Source organism: Cryobacterium glucosi, from assembly GCF_004402235.1.
GTDB classification, from domain to species: domain Bacteria; phylum Actinomycetota; class Actinomycetes; order Actinomycetales; family Microbacteriaceae; genus Cryobacterium; species Cryobacterium glucosi.
Genome location: NZ_SOFS01000005.1, coordinates 129,866 through 153,245, shown reverse-complemented (window position 1 = coordinate 153,245; position 23,380 = coordinate 129,866). Strand labels below are relative to the sequence as shown.

The 23,380-nt window shown below is 69.8% G+C and carries 18 protein-coding genes; 3 read left to right on the top strand and 15 right to left on the bottom strand.

Annotation, left to right across the window (positions count from 1 at the left end; all coding sequences use genetic code 11):
* Positions 1-17: 17 nt before the first annotated feature.
* Positions 18-3,704 (bottom strand): chromosome segregation protein SMC, encoded by a 3,687-nt coding sequence (smc, locus tag E3O46_RS01060; RefSeq protein ID WP_134560939.1) that lies wholly within the window; start codon positions 3,702-3,704, stop codon positions 18-20.
* Between the two features lie 126 nt (positions 3,705-3,830).
* Between smc and E3O46_RS01055 the strand changes: the two genes are divergently transcribed.
* Positions 3,831-5,000 (top strand): GNAT family N-acetyltransferase, encoded by a 1,170-nt coding sequence (locus tag E3O46_RS01055; protein ID WP_134560938.1) that lies wholly within the window; start codon positions 3,831-3,833, stop codon positions 4,998-5,000.
* A gap of 16 nt (positions 5,001-5,016) precedes the next feature.
* Here the strand turns inward: E3O46_RS01055 and mutM are convergent, their stop codons facing one another.
* The 10 genes from mutM to E3O46_RS01005 all read right to left on the bottom strand — a co-directional run bounded on the left by mutM (position 5,017) and on the right by E3O46_RS01005 (position 18,133).
* Complete coding sequence (gene mutM / locus E3O46_RS01050; RefSeq protein WP_134447549.1) at positions 5,017-5,922, bottom strand: bifunctional DNA-formamidopyrimidine glycosylase/DNA-(apurinic or apyrimidinic site) lyase; 906 nt, start codon at positions 5,920-5,922, stop codon at positions 5,017-5,019.
* 69 nt (positions 5,923-5,991) lie between these two features.
* Entirely contained in the window at positions 5,992-6,681 is a 690-nt protein-coding gene (gene rnc, locus E3O46_RS01045; RefSeq protein WP_134448065.1) for a ribonuclease III, read from the bottom strand.
* 135 nt (positions 6,682-6,816) lie between these two features.
* Positions 6,817-7,020 (bottom strand): 50S ribosomal protein L32, encoded by a 204-nt coding sequence (gene rpmF, locus E3O46_RS01040; RefSeq protein WP_134447547.1) that lies wholly within the window; start codon positions 7,018-7,020, stop codon positions 6,817-6,819.
* Between the two features lie 2 nt (positions 7,021-7,022).
* Positions 7,023-7,598 (bottom strand): YceD family protein, encoded by a 576-nt coding sequence (locus E3O46_RS01035; protein WP_134447545.1) that lies wholly within the window; start codon positions 7,596-7,598, stop codon positions 7,023-7,025.
* An 11-nt stretch (positions 7,599-7,609) separates the two neighbouring features.
* Positions 7,610-10,009 carry a transglutaminase TgpA family protein gene (locus tag E3O46_RS01030; RefSeq protein ID WP_166791001.1) on the bottom strand — a complete coding sequence of 800 codons (2,400 nt, stop codon included), beginning with the start codon at positions 10,007-10,009 and terminating at the stop codon, positions 7,610-7,612.
* The gene (locus E3O46_RS01025; protein WP_134447542.1) at positions 9,996-11,393 is read right to left on the bottom strand and encodes a DUF58 domain-containing protein; all 1,398 of its coding nucleotides are present in this window, start codon (positions 11,391-11,393) and stop codon (positions 9,996-9,998) included. Before E3O46_RS01025 ends, E3O46_RS01030 begins: the two co-directional genes overlap by 14 nt.
* A gap of 98 nt (positions 11,394-11,491) precedes the next feature.
* Positions 11,492-12,451, bottom strand: a complete 960-nt coding sequence (locus E3O46_RS01020) for an AAA family ATPase (protein WP_241975540.1) — start codon at positions 12,449-12,451, stop codon at positions 11,492-11,494.
* Between the two features lie 134 nt (positions 12,452-12,585).
* Positions 12,586-13,074 (bottom strand): pantetheine-phosphate adenylyltransferase, encoded by a 489-nt coding sequence (gene coaD, locus E3O46_RS01015; RefSeq protein ID WP_134447540.1) that lies wholly within the window; start codon positions 13,072-13,074, stop codon positions 12,586-12,588.
* A 146-nt stretch (positions 13,075-13,220) separates the two neighbouring features.
* Entirely contained in the window at positions 13,221-15,458 is a 2,238-nt protein-coding gene (locus E3O46_RS01010) for a cell wall-binding repeat-containing protein (protein WP_241980942.1), read from the bottom strand.
* A gap of 434 nt (positions 15,459-15,892) precedes the next feature.
* Positions 15,893-18,133, bottom strand: coding sequence for an ATP-dependent DNA helicase RecG (locus E3O46_RS01005; protein WP_134560775.1), 2,241 nt, complete (start codon positions 18,131-18,133; stop codon positions 15,893-15,895).
* Between the two features lie 55 nt (positions 18,134-18,188).
* Here E3O46_RS01005 and rsmD point away from each other — a divergent pair, with 55 nt between their 5' ends.
* The gene (gene rsmD / locus E3O46_RS01000) at positions 18,189-18,767 is read left to right on the top strand and encodes a 16S rRNA (guanine(966)-N(2))-methyltransferase RsmD (RefSeq protein ID WP_134447536.1); all 579 of its coding nucleotides are present in this window, start codon (positions 18,189-18,191) and stop codon (positions 18,765-18,767) included.
* A 15-nt stretch (positions 18,768-18,782) separates the two neighbouring features.
* On the opposite strand, the gene thiL is transcribed toward rsmD, so the two are convergent.
* Positions 18,783-19,775, bottom strand: coding sequence for a thiamine-phosphate kinase (gene thiL, locus E3O46_RS00995; protein ID WP_241975542.1), 993 nt, complete (start codon positions 19,773-19,775; stop codon positions 18,783-18,785).
* Between the two features lie 113 nt (positions 19,776-19,888).
* Between thiL and E3O46_RS00990 the strand changes: the two genes are divergently transcribed.
* Positions 19,889-20,401, top strand: coding sequence for a DUF3515 family protein (locus E3O46_RS00990; protein WP_134560935.1), 513 nt, complete (start codon positions 19,889-19,891; stop codon positions 20,399-20,401).
* A 20-nt stretch (positions 20,402-20,421) separates the two neighbouring features.
* Here the strand turns inward: E3O46_RS00990 and E3O46_RS00985 are convergent, their stop codons facing one another.
* The 3 genes from E3O46_RS00985 to E3O46_RS00975 are packed head-to-tail and all read right to left on the bottom strand — an operon-like array spanning position 20,422 to position 23,324.
* Positions 20,422-21,552, bottom strand: a complete 1,131-nt coding sequence (locus tag E3O46_RS00985) for a D-alanine--D-alanine ligase family protein (RefSeq protein WP_134447530.1) — start codon at positions 21,550-21,552, stop codon at positions 20,422-20,424.
* Positions 21,455-22,546 (bottom strand): NAD(P)H-dependent glycerol-3-phosphate dehydrogenase, encoded by a 1,092-nt coding sequence (locus tag E3O46_RS00980; RefSeq protein ID WP_370294842.1) that lies wholly within the window; start codon positions 22,544-22,546, stop codon positions 21,455-21,457. Before E3O46_RS00980 ends, E3O46_RS00985 begins: the two co-directional genes overlap by 98 nt.
* Positions 22,547-22,583: 37 nt before the next feature.
* Positions 22,584-23,324 carry a lysophospholipid acyltransferase family protein gene (locus E3O46_RS00975; protein WP_241975531.1) on the bottom strand — a complete coding sequence of 247 codons (741 nt, stop codon included), beginning with the start codon at positions 23,322-23,324 and terminating at the stop codon, positions 22,584-22,586.
* Positions 23,325-23,380 lie beyond the last annotated feature (56 nt).

Here is a 23,380-nt window from a genome sequence, read left to right as displayed (position 1 = left end):
CCCGGCCTGTCCGCGGTTCAGGACGCCCGTTCCTCCTCGCGCACGATCCGCTGGCCGACGACCGCCGATACCCCGTCCTGGCGCATCGAGACACCGTAGAGGGCGTCGGCGATTTCCATCGTGCGTTTCTGATGCGTGATGATGATGAGCTGGCTGGCCTCGCGGAGGCTCTGGAAGATCGTGAGCAGCCGGCCGAGGTTGGCGTCGTCGAGGGCAGCCTCGACCTCGTCCATGATGTAGAACGGGCTCGGGCGGGCCTTGAAGATCGCGATCAGCAGCGCGACTGCGGCGAGGGAACGCTCCCCGCCGGACAGCAGTGAGAGCCGCTCGATCTTCTTTCCTGCCGGCTTGACGCTGATCTCGATGCCGGTCGTGAGCAGGTCGTCGGGATCGGTCAGGCGGATGCTGCCAGACCCGCCGGGGAACAGGACGGGGAAGACCTCGGCGAAGGCCAGGCGGGTGTCCTCGAAGGCGCTTCCGAAGATGGCGCCCATCGTGACGTCGAGGTCGTCGATGATCGTCAGCAGGTCGGCCCGGGTGTTGGTCAGGTCGGTGAGCTGCTCGGTGAGGAATTTGTGCCGCTGCTCGAGCGCGGCGAATTCCTCGAGGGCGAGCGGGTTGATCCTGCCGAGTTGGGCGAACCGGCGCTCGGCGGAGGCGTGGCGGCGCTGCTGCTGCTCGCGGTCGTAGGCCACCGGCTCGCCATCCGGGTCGTCGTCGGGCGGCACCGGCTGGTCCGGACCGTATTCCGCGACGAGGATATCTTCGACGAGGCCCAGTTCGCTGCCGGCGCGTTCGAGGAGGCCGGAGAGGTGCAGCTTCTTCTCGTAGATCTGCAGTTCGAGGCCGTGCACGCTCTCGGTCACGGCCTGCAGTCGGCTGCGGAGGGCACCGTCCTCGCGGCGCAGGGCCGCGAGTTCCTCATTCTGGCTCAGGCGCTCGGCCTCGGCGGTGGCGAGGCGGAGGCGTGCCTCGCTGACGGAGACGTCGACCGCGGCGAGCACGGCGGGGAGCGCTTCGGCGACGCGGGTCGCGGCATCCACCTGGCGACGGCGGATGACCGCACGCCGGGCGGCGGCCTCGGCTGCGGCCTGGTCGCGCTCGAACTGCCTCGCGAGGCCTGCGGCGCGGGCCTCACCCGAGCGCACGCGCTCGCGCGCGGTCTCGACGCGGAGCCGCGCCTCGACCTCGTGTTCGCGCGCAGCTTCGAGTTCGGCGTGGAGCGCGTCACGAACCGAAACGTCGAGGATCGGGCGGGGGCGGGACAGCAGGGTGACGAGACCGGCCTTGGTGCGCTCGGCCTCTGCTTCCGCACCGGCGACGGCCTGTTCGGCGACAAGGACGCCGGCGGAGATGCGCTCGAGCTCCGCCGTTGCGGCCTCGAGCCGCACCGTTGCCCGGTTCGTCTTCTCTGCCTGGGCCGAGAGGCGGGCGTCGAAGGCGCGAAGCGCGGCGAGCGCCGCGACGGACTGGTCCTTGCCGAGGCGGAGCAGGCTGCGCTGCTCAGCGAGGTCGCCGCTGACCTGCTCGATGCGGGATCGGACTTCGCCAAGACGGTCTGCCGCGGTCTCGCGGTCCGCGACGAGTTCGAGCTTGCTGCGCCGGGCCCCGGATCCGCCGCGGAGCACGAACTCGCTCAGCACGTCGCCGGCCCGGGTGATGATCGTCAGCGGAATGCTCGCCGCGCGGGGGCCGGTGGCAGCCGTCCCCGGGGTGGAATGGCCGGACGTGAGCAGGTCTGCCGCGGCCAGGGCGGAGTCGAGGTCTTCGGCGATGACGGTGTTCTCGAGGAGTCCGAGGACACCGGCAGGGGCATCGAGGACAGAGGCGGCCCAGACCAGGCCTGCCCGTTCGGCGATGCTCGGGCGTGCGTGCGCGCCCGACGCGCGCCAATCGGGGGTTCCGCCGGCAGCATCAGCTGGGGCGTCGTCAGCGTCGGGAGTCGCTGGCGTGGCGAGGATGAGCTCGACCCGGCCGAGGTCGTCTGCCCTGACCCGGTCGAGTGCTGCGAAGCCGGCTGCGCTGTCATCCGCGAGCACGGCATCGGCGAGGGAGCCGAGCGCGGCGGCGATCGCCGCCTCGTAACCGGGATGCACCCGCACGTGTTCTGCGACGAGCCCGCGGATGCCGTCCAGCCGGGCGCCGAGGAGGGCTGAGGATCCGTCCTTCTGGTCGAGGGCCAGGGACAGGGCGCTCGCGCGCGCGGCGAGGGCGTCACGTTCGCGTTCGAGGAGGTGGAGTTCTTCGCGGAGGCGTTCGACTTCGCCCTCCGCGGCGGACACGACGGCCTGGGCCGCCTCGTAGTCTTCGGACAGCCGGGTGTTCCCGTCGGCCGCGCCGGTGTCGCCCGGATCGCCGTTCACCGCGCCGGTCCCTGCGTTCTCCGCGTTCGCCTGCTCGGTCTCCGCTTCCAGGGTGGCGAGGAGGGCCTCTGCTTCCTGCACGCGTCCGGCCGCGGCATTCCGGGTGTTCTGTTGGCGGAGCACGTCGCTGCGGACAGAGGCGAGGCGGGAGGCGGCGGTTTCGGCCTGGCCGCGCAGCTTGGACGCTTCGAGGTCGTGGCGGGAGATGAGCGCGGTCTGTGCGGCGATGTCCTCGTCGACGGCGTCGAGATCGCGGCGCGCGGTCGACGTGGCCGCCCGCGCGGCGGCCCAGGCGGACTCGGCGACGGCGATGCGTTCGGTGAGCCGCACGATCTCCGCCGCGGCGTCCGTGAGCATCGCCGGGGTCACACTCGGGCCGGCGTCGACCGATTCGGACTGGGAACCGAGAAGGGCGAGGCGCTGGTTCGCGAGCGTGTACAGCCCGCGGAGGCGTTCCTGCACGGATTCGAGGCCGAAGCTCGTGCGCCGGGCGGCGTCGACGGCGTCGCCGATCTGGGCCTCCTCGAGGCGGTGCAGGCGCAACTGCTTCTGGTCGAGCTGTTCCTGGAGCACGATGCGTTCGGAGTGCCGTTCGCTCTCGCTGCGGCCGTGGGCGTCGAGGGTCCTGCGCAGGCCGACGACGTCGTCGGCGAGCAGGCGGGCGCGGGCATCACGCACGACGGCGGCGATGGTCTGGGCCTCGCGGGCGATCTCGGCCTGGCGCCCGAGCGGCTTGAGCTGGCGGCGGATCTCCCCGGCGAGGTCGCTCAGCCGGGTCAGGTTGGCCTGCATCGCGTCGAGCTTGCGCAGGGTCTTCTCCTTGCGGCGGCGGTGCTTGAGGATTCCGGCGGCCTCCTCGATGAAACCGCGCCGGTCCTCTGGGCTTGCGCGCAGGACCGCGTCAAGCTGGCCCTGGCCGACGATCACGTGCATCTCCCGCCCGAGGCCGGAGTCGCTCAGGAGCTCCTGCACGTCGAGCAGCCGGCAGCCCTGGCCGTTGATCGCGTACTCGCTTCCGCCGTTGCGGAACAGGGTGCGCGAGATGGTGACCTCGGTGTAGTCGATCGGCAACGCGCCATCCGTGTTGTCGATCGTGAGCGTCACCTCGGCGCGGCCGAGTGGGCCCTTCGTCGAGGTGCCCGCGAAGATGACGTCTTCCATCTTGCCGCCGCGGAGCGTCTTGACGCCCTGCTCCCCCATCACCCAGGCGAGAGCGTCGACGACGTTGGACTTGCCGGAGCCGTTCGGGCCGACGACGCAGGTGACGCCGGGCTCGAAAGCGAAGGTCGTGGGCTGCGCGAACGATTTGAACCCCTTGAGGGTGAGGCTCTTCAAGTACACCGTTGCGCCCTTCCCGTGAGTAGATATCGGCTCTCCCACGGTACCGGACGCAGCCGCCCGGGCCCGGGAGGCGCGGCGCTGCCCGCGGGGGTTTCGGCAGTGCCGACCGGACGCTACTCTGCCTGCATGGACGACCTCGTGCCCAGGATCGAGGAGCTCTCGATCCCGGAGGAGCCGGGTGCCGAGGGCTGGGACGACTTCGTCGCCGCCGCCGAGGTGCACAACACGGTCGAAGCGGATGCCTACGGGACCCACGAGCTGACCGTGACGGCGGAGGAGGCACTCCCGGAGTGGCTCGACCAGGATTGGGAGCCGAGGAGGCTGTTCGTGGTGCGGGCCGCGGACGGTTCAGCTCCTGCCGGCGGGAGCGACGAGGCTGCGGCTGACGCCCCGGCGGACGACCCCGCCGCGGCCGACGTGACCCACATCGTCGCGCGCGGTGTGTGTGAGTTTCAGGGCCCCGGCTCGGAGACTGCGTGGCTTCGCGCCGATGTCCTGCCGGGATACCGCAACCGCGGCATCGGTACCGCCCTGTTCGCGTTGCTCGAGTCGGTCGCCGAGGCCGACGGGTGCGTGAATCAGATCGTCTACGCGGCCTCGCCGGACTCACCGGGCGAACGCCTGGTCGCCCCGACCGGTTTCGGCTCACTGCCGTTGCGGAACCCCGAGGTGCGCTTCCTGCTCCGGCGCGGCTACCGTCTCGAGCAGGTCGAGCGAGGCAACCGCCTCGCACTTCCCTACGACCGCGAGCGGCTGGACCGGCTGCTGCGCGCGGCAGAGAAGCGCGCGGGAAAGGAATACGAGATCATTCATTGGGACGGCTTCACGCCGATCCGGTGGCAGCCGGACATGGCGATGCTCTACGAAAGAATGAGCACGGACGCTCCCACCGCCGGCCTCGAGGAACCCGCAGAGTCCTGGCCCCTCGATCGGTTCCTCGACAGGCAGGCCCGGCTCGCGGACGGACCACGGACCGTCTACACCACAGCCGTCGTGCACCGCCCGTCCCGCGCACTGGTCGGGTTCACCGAACTCTCCGTTCCCGCTGAGACCGACAGGCCGGTCGACCAGGAGGACACCCTCGTGGTGCGGGAACATCGCGGGCACCGGCTCGGCCTGCTGCTCAAGGCCTGGAACCTGGAGAGCATCCTCCGGAACGAGCCAGGACATCCGTCGGTGATCACCTTCAACGCGGAGGAGAACCGGCACATGCTCGACATCAACGAGGAGCTCGGCTTCCTGCCGATCGGCTACGAGGGCGCCTGGCGGCGGCGCACGCCCCTTACGGACGCGTGAACCCTGGTTGACTCGGTCAGTGGAGGCGCTGGCAGACCGGGCAGAGGTGCGAGGACCTGTTCATGAACTGCTCGCGCACGAGGAGGGTTCCGCACCGCGGGCACGCGGTGCCCTGCCTGCCGTAGACGGCGAGGCTGTGCGAGAAGTAACCGGACTGGCCGTTGACGTTCACATACTGCGCATCGAAGCTCGTGCCGCCCTCGGCGAGGGCGCGCATCAGCACCGTGCGCACGGCGTCGAGCAACCGGATGCCTTCGGTGCGTGACAGGGACGACGCCGGCTGCTCGTAGTGCAGTCCGGCCGCGAACAGGGCTTCGTCGGCGTAGATGTTCCCGATGCCGCTGACCCAGGTCTGGTCGAGCAGCACCCGCTTGATCCCTGAGCCGCGCCGGGCCAGGGCGGCGAGGGCGGCATCCGTTCCGAAGTCGGGGTCGATGAGGTCACGGGCGATGTGGGCGACCTGGTCGGGGATCAGCCCGCTCCACGCACCCGTGCCCGCCCCGGCATACCCTCCTGGCAGTCCGTCGCCGGTGGGCTGCATCCGGTCTATCGCCATGCTGCCGAAGATCCGCTGGTCGGCGAAGTTGAGCCACAGTTCCCCGTGGTCGGGGTGTTCGAGGTGCAGGCGGATGCGCAACTGACGGTCTGCCTCCGAGCCCGGTTCCCGGAGCAGGACCTGGCCGCTCATGCCGAGGTGGATCACGAGGGCGCGTCCGGTGTCGATCGGCAGCCAGAGGAATTTGCCGCGGCGGACGGCGCCGAGCAGGCGATGCCCCTCGAGCTGCGGGGCGAACGGGCCGGTCAGGGGGTCGTGCCTGCGGAGGGAGCGTGGCTCGAAAACCTCAACGGCGGTGACGCGAGCACCGGTCACGGCGGGTTCGACGCCCGCGCGCACCACCTCGACCTCAGGAAGTTCTGGCAAGGAAGCGTCCAGACGATGGTGGCGGTGCCGTCGGATGCGCGGGAATGAGTCGAGCGGACATCGGCCAGGTCAGCGCGGGACGAGCCGGTTCCACGCCTCGAGGGCGGCGGCCATCTCGGCGTGCTTCTTGCTGGTGCCTTCTCCCGTTGCGACGACGATGCCGACGGTCACGGTCGCGATGAACACCTTGGAGTGGTCGGGGCCGCTCTCGGCGATCGCATAGACGGGTACGCCGGCGTCGAGCCGGGCCGCCGCTTCCTGCAGGCTCGTCTTCGGATCCATCGAGACTCCGAAGTGACCAGGGTCGTTGAGCATGGGCGCGATCAGCCGCAGCACGAAAGCCGTGGCGGCGTCCGGACCCGTGTCGAGGTAGACGGCACCGATGAGCGCCTCGACGGTGTCGGCGAGGATCGATGACTTGTCACGACCACCCGTGAGGATCTCGCCCCGCCCGAGCCGAACGTAGGCGCCGAGGCCGAGGCCCCTGGCGATTTCAGCGAGGGCGACACTCGAGACCAGGCTGGCCCGGCGCTTGGCCAGGTCGCCCTCGTCGAGCAGCGGATACGTGCGGTAGAGCATGACCGTGACGGCCTGGCCCAGGATCGAGTCGCCGAGGAATTCCAGGCGCTCGTTCGTGGGCACTCCGCCGTTCTCGTACGCGAAGGACCGATGGGTGAGCGCCAGCCGAAGCAGGCTCTCGTCGATCTGCACGCCGAGCGCGGACACGAGGGCCGAGGGGTCGGCTTCCGCGCCGGTCATCGGGTGACCGGCTGCGGCGTGCCCGGTCATACGGCGACCGCCCCGACGGTACCGCGACGCGACGAGCGGATGTTCCGGGTCAGAAGACGCGGTATCCGTCGGAGGAGCGGTACCTGGGGCGTGTACATCGCCGAATTAAATGTCGGCGACCTTGCGGCCCTTGTATTCCATGAACATCGCGGTTCCGGCGGTGTCGGTGACGACCTTGGCGCGGTGCGGGAGGCTGTAGACGACTTTGCCGTTCTCCATGGTCTTGACCAGGGTGGGGGCTTCGGCCTTCCAGCAGGAACGACGTGAGCGGGTGTTGGAGCGTGATTGCTTGCGCTTCGGGACTGCCATGACTACTTCTCTTCTCTTCTATCCGTTTCAGCGCGGATGTCTTCATCCGTGCCGATGCTTTCGGAAGCCTGGAAATTCACAAGCGCTGCCCACCGGGGATCGCGCATCTGTTCTGGTTCGAATTCAGGGGAAACGGCAAGCCGCTGCCCGGTCTCGGGGTCGAGACCCGGGCAATCCTGCCGGCAGACCGGCTGGAAAGGCAGTGACAGAACCACTGCATCCCTGATGAGCGGTTCAAGATCCACATGGTCCTCGACAACCGCACACTCATAAGCTTCATCAAGAGAGTACGCGAAAACCTCGTGAAACTCGACTCGGACAGGCAAGTCGATGTCAATCAGGCATCTTCCGCACTCGCCGGACGCGATTCCGGAGATCTGCGCGGACACCAGAAGGCTCTCGTGCAGGGTTTCGAGGCGGATGTTGACGTCGAGCGTCGACCCGGCCTTGACGGCAACGAGTCCCTCGCCGAGGTCGTCGGGAACGATGAGGTCGATGTGGCGCTCACGCATGGTGCCGGGGCGGTTGATGAGGTCACGCACGTCGACCTTGTACGGGGTCTTCTGAAACTTGGTCACGGGGGGAGATTCTACGCGTCCGTGACGGGTGCGCGCCCCCGTTCGCCGAGGAAGAGCCACAGGGACGCGGGAAGGAGGCGCGCACGCCAGCGCACAGCCGTGCTCGCACCCATGCTGATCCTCGTCGAGACCGTGTCGAGGTCGCCGAGGAGCGCCGGTTGCGGCGCCCCGGCGACCGGGCGGCCGTACCGGTGTCGCTCGGCCGCGGCCAGCAACCGGGCAAGTGCTGCACCGGCTGCCGCCCCACCGGTGCCCGTGAGGCCGGGCAGGGCGCCGATCCGCGCCGCGAATTCCCGGGGCGTCTCCGTGGCGCGCACGCTGACCCCGAAGTCGACGGCCGTGTCGACGAGCTCCCGCCAGGCATCGGCGCCCCCTGCCGTGCCCCTGGCGAGGTCCCTGCGCCGTCGTCTGCTCCGAAGCAGGCGGATGCCACCCGGAGCGGCGAGTACGACGACGAGCGCTCCGAGGATGAGCGCAACGCGTCCGGGCGTGCCTGCATCGTTCCCGGGCGTCTTCGCGGCTCCGCTTCCCGTCGACAGGGCCTGGCCGGGGTCGTCGAACGGGCGCGGCGCGGACGACGGCGCACCGGCCACCGTGCCGCCGAGTGGGGTGGACTGACCGGCCGGCTGGGTGTAGCTCGGAACGGTCCCGCGCCCGGGGGTGGGTTCGAACGGCAACCAGCCGATGCCGGTGAAGTACAGCTCCGGCCACGAGTGCAGGTCATGGGCGTCGACGTTGAAACGGTCCCTGCCCTCGATGAAGTCCGAGGAGCGGGAACCGGGCAGATAGCCGATCGCGATGCGCGCCGGGATGCCGAGCGACCGGGCCATCACCGCCATCGCGGAGGCGAAATGCACGCAGTAACCGCGCTTGACCTCGAGGAAGGTACCGACAACGTCGACCCCGCCGCCGTCATAGCCGTCCTCGACCGGTGCGGTGGTGTCGTAGGTGAATTCGCTCCCCCGCAGGTACTCCTGCAGGGCGACGGCAGCGTCATACGGGGTCGTCGTTCCCGATGTCACCGCGCGCGCGGTCTGTTCGATGATCAGGGGGCTGCTCCGGGGCAGGCGAAGGCTCGACTCGACGCTGACCGGGTACCGGCCCGTCGCCGCGCGAAGCTGCTCGGGAGTGGGCTCGAGGGCGAGCGAGGTGACGGTGTATTCCTGGCCCCGGGTGCTGCTGTTCGTGCTCGCAATCGTCCCGGTGGGCCCGTTCCAGTACCAGTCGCCGACGAGCCCGGATACCTTCGTGGCCGCGCCAGGGGTGGGCAGCCAGGCCGAGGCGACCCCGTCGATGACGACCTGGGTGGACTCCTCCGTCGTGGCGACCTGGGCGGAGAGCCCGGGCGGCCGGTCGATTGCGTCGACGGTGTTCCCGGTGTTGGTCGGCTCGAGGCGGGCGGTCCAGCTCGGCCCGACGAACCGGTCCAGGGTGAGCAGCTTGAGGTAGGGCGGCTGAGCGGCACTCGTCCGGTAGTGCAGCGCGGCGCCGGCCTGCGAACTCCGGAGATCCTGCCCGAGGTTGACCATGGCGCTCACGCCGTCGCCGAAGAGCAGCGGTCCGGTGGCCCGGCCGCCGACGCGCCCGTCGCCGGGCAGGTTGGGAACCGCGATGCTGAGCACGAGCGCCGTGATGATGCCGAGCCCGCCGATCAGGAAGGCCCCGGTGACGGACCAGCTCCGCCCGGCAGGCCCACGAGAGCCGGCGATCCCGATGCCCTCGCCCGTTCCCGCTGTGACCCCGCCGCGCCGGCCGAGGACGTCGATCCGCAGCAGCAGCAGGAATGCCGCGGCCGTGAGCACGAGGGTCAGTTTCTCCGCACCGTTGTCGAGGATGAGGCCGGGGACGCCGACAGGCACCAGTACGGGCAGCCCAGCGAGCGCCGGCGCCCGCAGGGTGATCGCGAGGGCGTCCATCAGCACGGCGATCACACCGGCCCCGATGCAGAGCAGGAACAGGATGCCGGTCTCGGGATCGGCCGGGGTGCCCTGGGACTGCACCGAGGCGATCCCCGATTCGACGAGGGTACGGAACCGGTCGATCGTATCGCCGGTCGGCACGAGCCAGAGCAGCCCTGTTCCGCCGCCGAAGAGCAGGGTGACGCTCCCGACGATCACGCCGGCACCGGCGAGTGGGACGACCCAGGGCCTGGGGCCGAGCGAGCGGATGCCCGCGGAGACGACGAAGACGGCTCCCGCTTCGACCGCCATCAGCCACCACCAGCCGGTGCCCTGCAGGAGAGGACCCAGCGCGGTCATCCCGACGAGCAGGAGCAGCGCGAGCGCACCGGTCACGGGCCAGCGGGAGCCGGAGGAGCGCTTCCCTGTTCTCCGGCCACCAGGCGTTTCCGGTGACGGCGACGGCCTGGCCGTCATCGTCTGCTCTGGCAGGATCCGTTCACGCAGGCTCATGCAGCGCCCCTCTCCCGCCGACGGAGTCGAGCCATGCCTCGGGCAGTGCGATAGCCGAACGCACCGGTATGCACCGCCAGCCGGCCTCCCTGAGCCGCTCAGAGGCATCCGTCGGCACAGGTTCGAGTACGAATGCAATCGCCGGCCGGGCACTTGCCGCGAGCGCGGCGAGAACGGCGAGGTCGAGGGCTGCCCCGGCGCCGAGTACAGCGAAGGTCGGAAGCGCCCCGCGGGGGACGCGTGAGCGCGGGGGCGCGAGGGGCCCATTGGGTTCGCCGGTGCCGGCGTCCCTGGCTTCAGCAGGGACCTGGAGGATGCCCGCGAGGTCCTCGAGCAGGTGCGAAATGCCGCCTGATCCGCGATAGGAGACCGGATCTCCCGACCCGGCCGTACCTCCCGCACCGTTCCCGGCCACGGGAGAGCCGCCGAGCCCGGTCGCGCCGAGCGGGGCGGCATCGGTTGCGGCCGTGGCACCGTTCGAGGCACGGCCGAGCCGGGCAGTTCCGAGTTGGGCAGGGCCGAGCTCGACGACATCGACCCGGTAACCGGCTGCGAGCAGGTGCGTGCAGACGGATGCCGCCACTTCCACCCCGAGCTCGAACGCACTCGCTCGCCGCGCCCGGTCGACCTCGCGAGCGCCCGATTCGGCGGGCGCGAGCGTGTCGAGCACGAACCGCACCCCTGAGTCGCTCCGGTGTTCCTCCTGCCGCACCATGATCTCGCCGTGGCGTGCGGTGGCCGGCCAATTCACCCGGCGCAGCGAATCCCCTGGCCGGTACTCGCGAGCGATCAGCTCGTCCGAATTCTGGTTGAGCAGTCGCTGCCGTTCGAGGGCTTCTCCCCCACCGAGCATGCTCGCGTGCCCCCGGCCGGGAAGGGGCGTCACCCGGGGAGTCACGACCAGTTCATGCCGGCCGCCGACCGCCCAGCGCGCCATCACCAGTCCGAACGGGTCGGACCGGGCGAGCACGACCGGCCCGTACTCGTACCGTCCCCGCGCGTGCGGTGCGAGCGGGAACTCGAGGCGCACGGTCCGGGCTGCCGCGTCAGGGCCCTCGCCGAAACCGTCCCAGCCGCCGCTGCGGCCCCACGCGCCGCCGAGCCCGGAGAGCGGCGGCAACGGGAGATCCCTGGGCATCGGTGTCGTTCCCATCGGGCCGGTCTCGCGCCAGCGCACCCCGGAAAGCGGCTGCACCCCGACGTTCTCGACGGTGAGCAGCTCAGTCGTCTGCCCGCCCGCGGAGACGAGGTTGGGGCGGAAGTCACGGCCGACGCGCACCCGGACGGGTCGGAGGGCCACCGACAGCCCGGCGACGATCGGCACCGAGACCAGCAGGAGGGCGATGAACAGCAGGTCCCGCCGGTTCTCCGAGAATGACACCACCGTCAGCACCGCTCCCCCGCTGAGGAAGGCGCCACCCCGGAGGGTGAGCCGGGGAAACCGAACCGGCCGCGAGGGAGGTCGCCGCGCAGACATGGCGGCTACGGGCGACCGGAGGCGCCGAGCGGCACCGGGGTCGCCGCGAGGATCCGGCGCACGATGTCCTCGAGCAGCGGGCTCGAGTCCTGATGCTGGTGCCCGAGCACCCGGCTGCTCGCCACCAGCCGGTGGCCGAGGACGGCGACGGCAAGCGCATCGATGTCGTCGGGGAGCACGAAGTCACGGCCCTGCAGAGCGGATTGCGCCTTGGCGGCACGGATGAGCTGCAGGGTTGCCCGCGGGCTCGCACCGAGGCGGAGGTCCTTGTCCGAACGGGTGGCCCGCACGATGTCGACGGCGTACTGCTTGACGGCGCTGGAGGCGAAGACACCGCGGGCCGCCGTCATCATGGCCCGCAACTGGGCGCCGGTGACGACGGCGTCGATTCCGGCGAGCGGGCTCGAGGTGTCTCGGGAGTCGAGCATCGCGAGCTCGGAGGTCGTGTCGGGGTAGCCCATCGAGATCCGGGCCATGAAACGGTCCCGCTGGGCCTCGGGGAGGGCGTATGTGCCCTCCATCTCGATCGGATTCTGGGTCGCGACGACCGTGAACGGGAGCGGAAGGAGGTAGGTCGCTCCGTCGACGGTGACCTGGCGTTCCTCCATGCACTCGAGGAGGGCCGACTGGGTCTTCGGGCTCGCCCGGTTGATCTCGTCGCCGATCACGATGTTCGCGAAGATGGCCCCCGGCTTGAACTCGAACCTGCGGTCGACCTGGTTGAAGACGCTCACGCCCGTGACGTCGGAAGGGAGCAGGTCCGGTGTGAACTGGATGCGGCTGACCGAGCAGTCGACTGAGCGGGCGAGGGCCTTGGCCAGCATGGTCTTGCCGACGCCGGGCACGTCCTCGATGAGGAGGTGGCCCTCGGCGAGGAGCACGGTCAGGGCCGTGACGACGGCGGGGTGCTTGCCTGCGATGACCGTTTCGACGTTGCGGACGATGGCCCGGCCGGCCTCGGCCACGAGGTCGAGGTCGAGGTCTGCGTCGGGCGGGGGGTCCGCCCCCGGCGCGGCCGCCGGTACCGGTCGGATGCCCGGGGCGCGCTGCGTCGGGACGCCCGCGGGGACATCCGTTGTCGCGCCGGCGGGCGGGGCGGTCACACGGGTGCCTTTTGCAGGTACTGCGCGACGACGCGGGGCACGTATGGCGAGATGTCGCCGCCGAGCGCGGCGACCTGTCGCACGAGGGAGCTGGACACGTGGGCATTCGCAGGGTCAGGCAGCATGAAGATGGTCTCGACGCCCGCGAGGTTGCGGTTCACGATCGCCATCGGTGTCTCGTATGCGACGTCGACCTGGGAACGGATGCCCTTGATGAGCACGCTTGCCCCGACCTCGAGGCAGTAGTCGACGAGCAGTCCCATGCTCCAGGACGCGACGATGATGGTGTCCGGGAGGCCGGCGTCTGCGATCGCCCGCTGCAGAAGGGAGACGCGCTGGCTGATCGGCAGGAGGGCCGTCTTGTCGGGGTTGTGCACGACGAGCACGTGCACTTCATCGAAGAGGCCCGCCGCCCGTTCGATCACGTCGAGGTGACCCAGGGTGACGGGGTCGAATGAACCAGGGACAACGGCGATCCTGCGCATACGCAATACCCTAACGCGCGAGCACGTCTCGCGCCTCCCCGGGCGGCACACTCTCGGCATTCGCCCTGCTGGGAGGCCAAATTCGCCGGCCAGCGATCGCGCGCGAAAGGCCAGGCGGAGTCTCCCGCCTGGCCTTCGTGCGCGATCTAGCCGACCAGGGCCAGCGACTGGGCCATGACCGCGTCGGACACCGCGAGGTTTCCGCCGAGAATCACGATCCGGCCCGGCTTCAACCGGGCGAGCTCCGCCGCGATGACGGCGGGAATGCCGTTGGGCTGGACGAGGAGCACCGGTCCCTGGTTCACGCCGGCGGCACCTGCACCGGACAATGCATCCTGGTAAGTCTCGCCCGTGGCCAGATAGACCACCGGCACACCCGGTGTCGGGAACGTCCCAGCGGAGATCGCGGCCGACGTGCCATAGGCATCCTGACCCCACAACCGCGTCGTCGGCGCGATCCCGGAGAGGCTCGCGAAGACACCATCCGAGACAGCCAGATTGCCGCCGAGCACCACGATCCTGGCCGGCTTCAACCGGGCAAGCTCTGCCGCGATGACACCCGGGATCCCATTGGGCTGGACGAGCAGCACCGGACCCTTGTTCACCCCGGCAGCACCGGCACCGGACAATGCATCCTGGTACGTCTCACCCGTCGCAACGTACGCGACCGGCACACCCGGCGTCGGGAACGTCCCAGCGGAGATCGCGGCCGACGTGCCATAGGCATCCTGACCCCACAACCGCGTGGCCGTCGCCGCGGCGGGCGCAGCCACTGCGGCGCTCGCGACGCTCGTCGCGGAAACCGCGGGAAGGCCGGTGGCCGTGCCGGTGACCGTCACGGTGACGGTCTTCCCCTGGTCGGCGAGGACGGGTGTATACGTCACGGCTGTTGCACCGGGAACGGCGACCCCTCCAACCGACCACTGGTAGGTGAAAACGATCGGAACCGGGGTCCAGGCTCCGGGAACGGCGGTGAGGACCTGTCGGACCGCGGCAACACCTGTGATGGTCGGGACGGCCGGCGTCACGAGGGTCGCAGGGGCCCCGACGGTGTCGTACAGGGCGTAGTCGTCAGTCACGAGCGTGCCGTTGCTGATCAGGTTGAGTCCGAAGCTGATCCCGGTGACGCCGGCAGGCACGACCGGCGTCGTCCAGGCCACCTGGGTGTACGCGGTCGCCGCGTTATACAACGGGCCAGAGGTCTGGTAGATCCAGCCACCGTCCGCGTTGCGATAGTAGAGGTCGAATTGGGTGGGCACGGTCGATTTGTACCAGGCTCTCAGGGAATAGGTGTGACCGGGGGTCGCCGTCGGTGCACAGGTTCCGAGGTCCTGCATCAGGGCGAGTTTCGCATCGCCGCTGGTCAGGCCCGTCACCACGAGCTGTTCTGCTTTCGTACCGGTATGCGCTTCTGCGGCTGTGGTGAGCGTCGTGAATGTCGCGGTGCTCACTCCAAACCCGCCCTGCTGCCAGCACTCCGGCGGCAGCGTGGTTCCGGCCGGCGGCACCACCGTGCTCGCCGTCTCGAGGCTGGGGTTCAGCACGCCGTTCTCACCGGCGGCCGGAGCTGCCCGGAAGCTGTTCGTGGACGCCACCAGAGGCTTCCCCGTTCCGCCGAGGACCTCGTGAACGGTTTTGACGATCGTGTTGGTGGTTGAAAGGGGGGATGTGGGCGTGCGGACCTTGAGCCAGTCGACGAACTGCTGGAAGAGCGTTGGCGTGATGGTCAGGTTCAGCGGGTCGCACACCCCCGGTGCGGTGTCGCAGACGTGGTGGAAGGTCAGCTGGACCCAGCCTCCGCCGTGGGTCTCGGCATCCGTCACGGTCTTCTGCAGGGTGGCGAGGGTCCAGGTCGAGTCGACTTCCTCGGGAGCCCGGGTCTGGAACGCGTCGGCCGGCGGAATCGTCTCGGCGAACACACCGGTCGTGCCGCCGACGTCGCCGAGCATGCGTCCGCTGTTGAAGCCGCACGCACTCACGGCCGCCGCGACTGCGGGGCTCACGGTCGCGAACGGGTAGGCGAAGTCCGTCGTGGTCTTGAATCCCCAGTCGTCGAGGGTATTCCGGCCCTGGCAGATCTGCTTGGTGACCTCGGCGGCGGGCAGGGTCGTCAGGTCGGGGTGGCTCACGGTGTGGCCCCCGATCTCGTGCCCGCTTGCTGCCATCGCGGTCAGTTGCGGGACGGTCAGATAGTTGGATGCGCCGATCCAGCCGGTCGTGATGAAGAAGGTTCCCTTAAGTCCCGCCGCGTCGAGGATCGAAACGGCCGCACTCTGGTCGGCGTCGCCGTCGTCGAACGTGAGGCTCACGACGGTCACCGGGTCGGTGGTCGCGGCCTGGGACGGGAGGGCCGTCCCCAGAACGGAACCGAGGGACAGCAGCATCACGGACGCTGTTCCGAAGGCGCGCCACCTGGGCCGCCGCCGGAGGGGACTACGCAAGGTCACTCGCAGCGAGTCGCTTGTGTAAGCGGGTTCGGACTGGGACATGTCAACTTCCGTTCGGGCGTCGGGAATCGAATGGTGGGCGAGTGCGTGGGCCGGGTGTGTTCCAGCGCTGTGTGGTCGACGATTCCCGGTGGACGGCACCCGGGTCGATGAAGCTCTTCACCGAGCCCGGATAGACTCCCAAATCGTCCCCGATCGCGCTGGTGCGCAACCCGGGGGAAGGACCTGTTTGATTGTTGAGGCACCTTAGCACCGCGCTCGCGGGACGGGATAGGCCGGGAATCACCCCCACTTCGCGGGTCGCCGGGTGCCCGAAACGACCCAGACCGGTGGCGATGGCGTCGGCCAGGTCTCATTCGGCGGCGCGGAGTTCAGCCCTTGGTGAGCGAGGCCCGTTCCGCGTCGTCGAGTCGCCGGCGCACCGCATCGCGCAGGGCAGGCACGCTCGCGAACTCGGGGTCATCCGCCGCGAGCTCCTGTGCGTGGGTGCGCGCCTCGAGGATGAGTTCGCCGTCGGTCGCGACCCGGAGCAGCCGCAGCGAGGAACGCCCGCCGGACTGCGTGCTGCCGAGCACATCGCCTTCCCTGCGCAGCTCGAGGTCGATCTCGGCGAGCTCGAAACCGTCGAGGGTTGCGGCGACGGCCTCGACCCTCGACCGGGCGAGAGAGTCGACTTCCGCACGGGTGACGAGCAGGCAGAGCCCCGGCACCCCGCCGCGGCCGACCCTCCCGCGCAACTGGTGGAGCTGCGAGACGCCGAACCTGTCGGCGTCGAGCACCACCATCACCGAAGCGTTCGGCACGTCGACGCCGACCTCGATCACCGTGGTGGCCACGAGCACATCGATCTGGCCCGCGGCGAAGGCGAGCATGGTCTGGTCCTTCTGGTCCGCGGTCATCCGGCCGTGCAGCGGTTCGATCCTGGCCGCTGCGAGCTCCGGCCGGGAGCGCAACCTCTCGAGCACGACCTCGACGGATTCCGGGGGCACGGCCGGCGCGGCGTCGGCGGCGCCCTTCTCTGTCGCCGGCTGTTCGAATTCCTCGCCCTCCTCAAGTTCCTTCGGCGCGATCGCAGGGCACACGACGAAACCCTGCCGGCCGAGGGCGAGCTCCTCGGCCAGCCTGGTCCAGACGCGCGAGAAGGTCTGCGGCTTTTCGGCGAGCGCCACAACATAGGTCTGGATGCCCTGCCTGCCTGCCGGGAGCATCGCGATCGTCGACACGTCGAGGTCGCCGAAGACCGTCATGGCCACCGTGCGCGGGATCGGTGTCGCCGTCAGCACGAGGAGGTGTGGTGGCACAGCACCCTTGAGGCGGAGTGCCTCCCGCTGATCGACGCCGAAGCGGTGCTGTTCGTCGATGACCACGAGTCCGAGGTCGAAGAACGACACCGATTCGGCCAGGAGGGCGTGCGTGCCGATCACGATCCTGGCCTGGCCGGAGACCGCTCGCAGCAACGCCTTGCGTCGAAGGGCGACGGGCAGTTTGCCGGTCAGCAGCACGGGCACAAGTTCTGCGGCCAGGTCGGGGCCGAGGATCTGCACGATCGACCGCAGATGCTGGGCCGCGAGCACCTCCGTCGGCGCAAGCAGGGCGGCCTGCCCCCCGGTGTCGGCGACGGCGAGCATCGCCCGCAGCGCGACGAGCGTCTTGCCTGAACCGACCTCGCCCTGCAGGAGCCGGTTCATCGGTGCGGTGTCGGCGAGGTCCCTCGCGATCTCGGCGCCGACGGTCAGCTGGTCGCCGGTGAGGGTGAACGGAAGGCGGGCGTCGAAGCGTTCGAGGTACCCGCCGGGGACGGGCACCCGTGCGGTCGACTTCGTCGCCCTGGCGGCGTTTCGCTGCTGCACGAGCGCGCTCTGCAGCACGAATGCCTCGGTGAACCGAAGGGTGTCGCGGGCCCTGATCCAGTCGGCGTCGACGGCGGGTTGGTGGATGAGCTCGAGGGCCTTCCGGTGCGGCAGCAGGCCGCGTTCGGAGCGGAGCGCAGGCGGGAGCGGGTCCTCGACGGGGCCGAGGTGCTTGAGTATCTTTCCGACGATCGTCTGGAAGTCCCAGCTCGCGACCGCGGCGGTCGCCGGGTAGACCGGGACGGGCTCGACGAGCCAGGCCTCGCCTTCCGTGGGAATCTCGTGTTCCTGTTCCTCGTCGCTCCCGGCGACGAAGAGCTTGTAGTGCGGATGCGCCAGCTGCAGCTGGTTCTTGAACGAGGTGACCTTGCCGGTGAACATGCCGCGGGTGCCCGGTGCGAGCAGCTTCTCGCGCCAGGCCTGGTTGAAGAACGTGAGGGTGAGGATGCCGCGGCCGTCGGAGATCTTGACGGTCGTGATCGAGCCCTTGCGGGTCTTCATGTCGTGGGTGGAGATCGAACGCACCTCGGCGAAGATCGTGACCTGTTCGTCGAGCGGCAGTTCGCTGATCGCGCTGAGCTCTCCGCGCCTGGCGTAGCGGCGAGGGTAATGACTGAGCAGGTCGCCGACGGTGCGCATGTCGAACGCCTTGGCGAGCGATTTCGCTTCGGCGGCCGTTATCGTTCCGTGTGCCGTGAGCGGGGTATCCAGGGTCAGGGCGCCGGTGAGCTTCTCGCCGTCCGCCGCGGTCGCATCCGTCATCCTTCGATCGTAGGCGCGGCCGCCGACACTGCGGTCCGGCTAGGCTCGAACGGACATGACGCGCATCATCTCCGGGTTCGCCGGTTCCCTGCCCCTCGCTGTTCCCAAGTCGGGCACACGCCCCACGAGCGACCGGGTGCGCGAGGCGATCTTCTCCGCCCTCGACGCCCGTGACATCATCCGGGGCGCCCGGGTGCTCGACCTCTACGCGGGCTCCGGTTCCCTCGGGCTCGAGGCCGCGAGCAGGGGTGCCCGCATCGTGACCCTTGTCGAGAACAGCTACGGGGCCGCTCAGATGTGCCGGAAGAACACCGACGCGGTGCTCAAGGCCGCCCCGAAGAAGGACGCCCCGTCGATCCGCGTCTCCGCGCAGGCCGTGCAGTCATTCCTCGCGGCGACGGGCGACGGGTTCGAACTCGTCTTCCTCGACCCGCCGTATGAGCTCTCCGACGTCGAACTCGGGCACAACCTGCTCGCCCTGACCCCCCTGCTCGACCCGGACGCCCTCGTCGTCGTCGAGCGCAGCTCCCGCTCCCCCGAGCCGTCCTGGGGTCCTGGCCTCGCTTCCGAGCGCCGCAAGGACTACGGCGACACGACCGTCTGGTACGCCGCCCCGGTGCTCGCCGGCCCGTAGCCGCCGCAGGCGCGGTCAGCCGAGGGCGCCGTCCCAGCCGCGGTACGGGTCCCAGCCGCCCTGCTCGTGTGTGCGGCCGTCGACGAGGACCGTGCCCGCGGCATCCGTCGCCGTGCCGATCACACGGAAGCCCTCCGGCAGCACGGCGCCGGCAGGGAAGGTCGCGAGCAGGCCGTGGTCCTCGCCGCCGCCGAGCGCGAGCCCGACGCTGTCGCCGAGGGAGTCCGCCGCGAAGTCGATTCCGACCCCGCTCGCCTTGGCCAGGCGCCCGGCATCGATGAAGAGGCCGTCGGAGAGGTCCATCATTGCGGTCGCCCCCGCGAGGGACGCGGCAGGGCCGCGGTCGATCGGCGGTGTCGGGGCGAGCTGGGCGCCCACCTCGACCGGGTAGCGCTCCCGGACGGCCGCGGCGAGCGCGGCATCCGGAACACCGTTCGTGTCGACTCCGTGCCGGAAGAGCAGTGCGAGGCCGGCCCCTGCCTCACCGAGCCCCCCGGCGAGGGCCACGACGTCGCCTGCACGCGCTCCGGAGCGCAGAACCGGTTCCCGTCCCTCCAGGTCTCCGAAGGCCGTCACGGCCAGCGTGAGGGCGTCAGAGGCGGACAGGTCGCCGCCGACGACGCCACACCCCGGCGCGAGCGCAGCGCAGCAGTCCCGGAGCCCGTCGGCGATGCCCTCGATCACGGAGATGGGGGTCGACGGCGGGGCCGCGATCGCGACGACGAGCGCCGTCGGGCGCGCGCCCATGGCCGCGACGTCGGACAGGTTGGTGGCCGCGGCCTTCCAGCCGAGGTCGTGCGGGGTCGACCAGGCCATCCGGAAGTCCGGCCCCTGGATCATCATGTCGGTCGTGACGACGTATCGCCCGTCGGGGGCGCGGAGCACGGCGGCATCGTCGCCGGGGCCGAGCAGCTGAGTCGCAGCATCCGGCAGCCGCGGGAAGATGCGGGCGAGCACCTCGCCCTCGCTGAGCTCGGCGAGGGTCTCGGTCGCCGGTCCGGCGTTCATCGCAGCGGCACCGGTGTCTCGCACAGCCCGCGATTCCGACGCAGCCGCCGGGGATGCGTTCGCGGCAGGGGTTCTCGCAGCAGTGGTCATCTTCAAACGGTAGCCTGAATGGAATGTCTCTCCGCTCCCGTACCCGCCGCAGTCTCGCCACGTCGACGCTCGCCCTGGCCGGCGTCGTGCTCCTGAGCGGATGCACGGCGAGCGTCGCCCTCGAACCCGCGGCGGACGCAGTGAACCCCGGTTGTGCAGACGTCGTCGTTCACCTGCCGACGCTCGTCGCCGACCAGGCCGAACGCGAAACGAACGCCCAGGCGACGGGTGCGTGGGGCAGCCCGGCCGCCGTGCTGCTGCACTGCGGCGTCGCGGTGCCTTCCCCCACGACGCTGCCGTGCCTCAACGTCAACGGCATCGACTGGATCGAAGACGACTCCGCCGCTCCGCTCTACCGGTACACGACCTACGGCCGCACCCCGGCGAGTGAGGTCGTCATCGACTCTGGCAAGGTCAGCGGCTCGACGGTGCTCGTCGACCTGGCCGCCGTGATGGCGGTCATCCCCGCGACGGCCAAGTGCCTCGGGGCCGCCGACGTGACCCTGCCGACCGACGGCGGAACCCTCGCGCCCTGAACGACGCCTGCCGCCCCTGATCAGGCAGGAAGCGGGTCCCGCGCCGGAACGCCGCGGCGGGCGAGCGCGACTGAGATCAATTCGTCGATGAGCGCGGGATAGGTGTAGCCGCTCTGAAGCCAGCACGTCGGGAACATCGAGATCGGCGTGAAGCCGGGCATGGTATTGATCTCGTTGATGACCCAGCCGGTGTCAGTCAGGAAGAAGTCGACCCGCGCCAGCCCGGCGCCGTCGATGGCGTCGAACGCCCGGATCGCCATCCGCTGCATCTCGGCGAGCTCGGCCGGGGTCAGGGCCGCAGGGCACACCAGTTCGATGCCCGCTGCCCCCAGGTACTTGGCGTCGAAGTCGTAGAAGTCACGCCCGGTGACGAGTACTTCTCCGGCGACGGATGCCCGCGACGGCTCCCCCGGACGGCCCTGCAGCACGGCCACCTCGAGTTCGCGGCCCACGAGGCCCGCCTCGATCAGGACCTTGTCGTCCTCCGCGAGGGCGGTCTCCATGGCACGGACCAGCTCGGCGGGGTCTGTGACCCGGCTCACGCCGACGCTCGACCCGGCGCGGGCCGGCTTGACGAAGGCGGGCAGCCCGAGTTCGGCGAGGGCCGCGTAGGCCATTCCCGGCGCTTCGGCCCAGTCGGCCGCAGTGATCGTGCGCCACGGTGCGACCGGAAGGGAGGCCTGCTGAAAAACGGTCTTGGTGAAGTGCTTGTCCATCCCGAGCGCCGAGGCGAGCACGCCGGATCCGACGAACGGCAGGCCGAGGAGTTCGAGGAGACCCTGGATGGTGCCGTCCTCACCGTACGGGCCGTGCAGGATCGGGAAGACGAGGTCGACGCTGCCGAGCACGCGGGCTGCGGCGCCGGGGGCGTCGACGACACGGAGCGTGCGGTCGAGGGACGATTCCGGCCAGTGCACCCGGCTGCCGTTGTCGGTGACGACGGGAAGCTCCGCTGCCGAGGATCCGAGCGCGAAGTGCGCCGGGTCATCCGCTTCGAGCACGAACGCGCCGTCGCGGGTGATCCCGATCGGGATCACGTCGTAACGCGACCGGTCAATTGCCGCCAGGACTCCGCCGGCCGTGGCGCAGCTGATCGAGTGTTCGCTTGACCGACCCCCAAAGAGCAGCGCTACCGTGAGCTTGTCCGTCATCAATTGTCCTTTCGCCCTGCGGTTCCGCCGAATCCGTGGTGAGGTGAGGGGCGATGTCCCGCGGTTTCAGCGTACCGGCCAGCACCTGCCGCACCTGTTCGACGATGGGCATGTCGACACCCTTGGCCCTGGCGAGATCGAGGATCGGTCCGACGGAGGCGAGGCCTTCCGTGGTCTGCTGCATCTGCTTGACGACATCCGCGATGCTGTAGCCCTGGCCGAGGAGCCGCCCGGCCGTGTTGTTGCGGGAGAGCGGGGACTGGCAGGTGGCGATGAGGTCGCCGAGGCCGGCGAGGCCGGCGAGGGTCTCCGGCTGGGCGCCGTATGCGACGGCGAAGTCGGTCATCTCGACGAGGCCGCGGGTGATGATCGAGGCCTTGGTGTTCTCGCCGTAGCCGACACCGTCGACGATGCCGATCGCGACGGCGATGAGGTTCTTCAGCACGCCGCCGAATTCGGTGCCGATCACGTCGGTGTTGACGTAGGAGCGGAAGTAGCTGTTGGTCGCGAGGATCGCGACGGCCTGGGCGGTCTCGAGGCTCGTCGAGGACACCACGGCGGCCGTCGGCTGCTCCCTGGCGATTTCGAGGGCGAGGTTGGGTCCGGAGATCGCGGCGATGTGGTGCGGGTCGACGGGCAGCATCTCTTCGATGATCTGGCTCATCCGCTGGCCGGAGCCGCGTTCGACGCCCTTCATGAGCGACACCAGGATCGCGTCGGGCTCGAGGAACGGTTCCATCAGGACGAGGTTCTCCCGCAGCGACTGGCTCGGGACCGAGATGAAGACCTGCTCGGCTCCTGCGAGGGCCTGGTCGAGGTGCGGGGTCGCGCGGAGGCCGATCGGGAGGTTGATGCCGGGAAGGTAGTCGCTGTTCCTCCGGCCCTCCGTGATCTCGCGGGCCAGTTCCGGCCGGCGGGCCCAGAGCACGACGTCGGCGCCGCCGTCGCTCAGGATCTTGGCGAAGGTCGTCCCCCAGCTTCCCGCTCCGAGCACGGCGACGCGCGTACCGACAGGGACACCCTGCCGTTGTTTAGCCTTCAAAACGGCCGGTCTCCTTCTGGTCGTGCTCGGAGGGGTTCCAGCGTTTCGCCGGGGCCTTCTCGCCGCGGAGGTCCTCGAGGAGCCCGGTGATGGCATCCATCAGGATGGCCGTGGCCTCGTTCAGGGTCGCCGTGTCGAGGCTGCGTCCCTTGAACTCGTCGAAGGACAGCGGATCGCCGATTTTCACGTGGATGGTCTTGCGGGGAAACGGGCTGATCCGTTTCGAATACCGCGGCATCAGGTCCTGGGTGCCCCAGTGGGCGATCGGCACGATCGGGATGCCCTGCTCGAGTGCGATCCGCACGGCACCGGTCTTCCCGCGCATCGGCCAGAGCTCGGGGTCGCGGGTGAGCGAACCCTCGGGGTACACGATGACCATCTGGCCGCGCTCGACGAGCCGCCTGGCGGCCTTGACCGGTTCGTTGCCACGCGCGACCCCGCCCCGTTCGACGGGGATCTGGCCGGACTTGCGCAGCAGCCAGCCGAGTACGGGGATCTTGAAGACGGATGCCTTCGCCATGAACCGGGGAGCACGCCCGAGCTTCCACGCGAGTGCGCCGACGACGATCGGGTCGATTTCACTGAAGTGATTCGGCGACAGCACGAACGCCCCGGTCTGCGGGAACTTCCGGACGTCGGTCACCCGGTACCGCACCGCAAGGTTGACCGCAGGGAGCACGATCGTCGCGAGGATCCAGAACACCGACGGCTGTGTGGTTTCCTTGCGCACCCTCACCGGTTTCGCGGACGGATCGGGTTCGACGGACGGTTCGGATGACGGACTTG

Excerpts from the sequence above, each read along its gene's own strand:
- E3O46_RS01055 (WP_134560938.1), top strand. The coding sequence starts at position 3,831 with ATGGACGACCTCGTGCCCAGGATCGAGGAGCTCTCGATCCCGGAGGAG.
- rnc (WP_134448065.1), bottom strand. The coding sequence starts at position 6,681 with ATGACCGGCGCGGAAGCCGACCCCTCGGCCCTCGTGTCCGCGCTCGGC.
- rpmF (WP_134447547.1), bottom strand. The coding sequence starts at position 7,020 with ATGGCAGTCCCGAAGCGCAAGCAATCACGCTCCAACACCCGCTCACGT.
- E3O46_RS01030 (WP_166791001.1), bottom strand. The coding sequence starts at position 10,009 with ATGAGCCTGCGTGAACGGATCCTGCCAGAGCAGACGATGACGGCCAGG.
- coaD (WP_134447540.1), bottom strand. The coding sequence starts at position 13,074 with ATGCGCAGGATCGCCGTTGTCCCTGGTTCATTCGACCCCGTCACCCTG.
- E3O46_RS01010 (WP_241980942.1), bottom strand. The coding sequence starts at position 15,458 with ATGCTGCTGTCCCTCGGTTCCGTTCTGGGGACGGCCCTCCCGTCCCAG.
- E3O46_RS01005 (WP_134560775.1), bottom strand. The coding sequence starts at position 18,133 with ATGACGGATGCGACCGCGGCGGACGGCGAGAAGCTCACCGGCGCCCTG.
- rsmD (WP_134447536.1), top strand. The coding sequence starts at position 18,189 with ATGACGCGCATCATCTCCGGGTTCGCCGGTTCCCTGCCCCTCGCTGTT.
- thiL (WP_241975542.1), bottom strand. The coding sequence starts at position 19,775 with ATGAACGCCGGACCGGCGACCGAGACCCTCGCCGAGCTCAGCGAGGGC.
- E3O46_RS00990 (WP_134560935.1), top strand. The coding sequence starts at position 19,889 with ATGTCTCTCCGCTCCCGTACCCGCCGCAGTCTCGCCACGTCGACGCTC.
- E3O46_RS00985 (WP_134447530.1), bottom strand. The coding sequence starts at position 21,552 with ATGACGGACAAGCTCACGGTAGCGCTGCTCTTTGGGGGTCGGTCAAGC.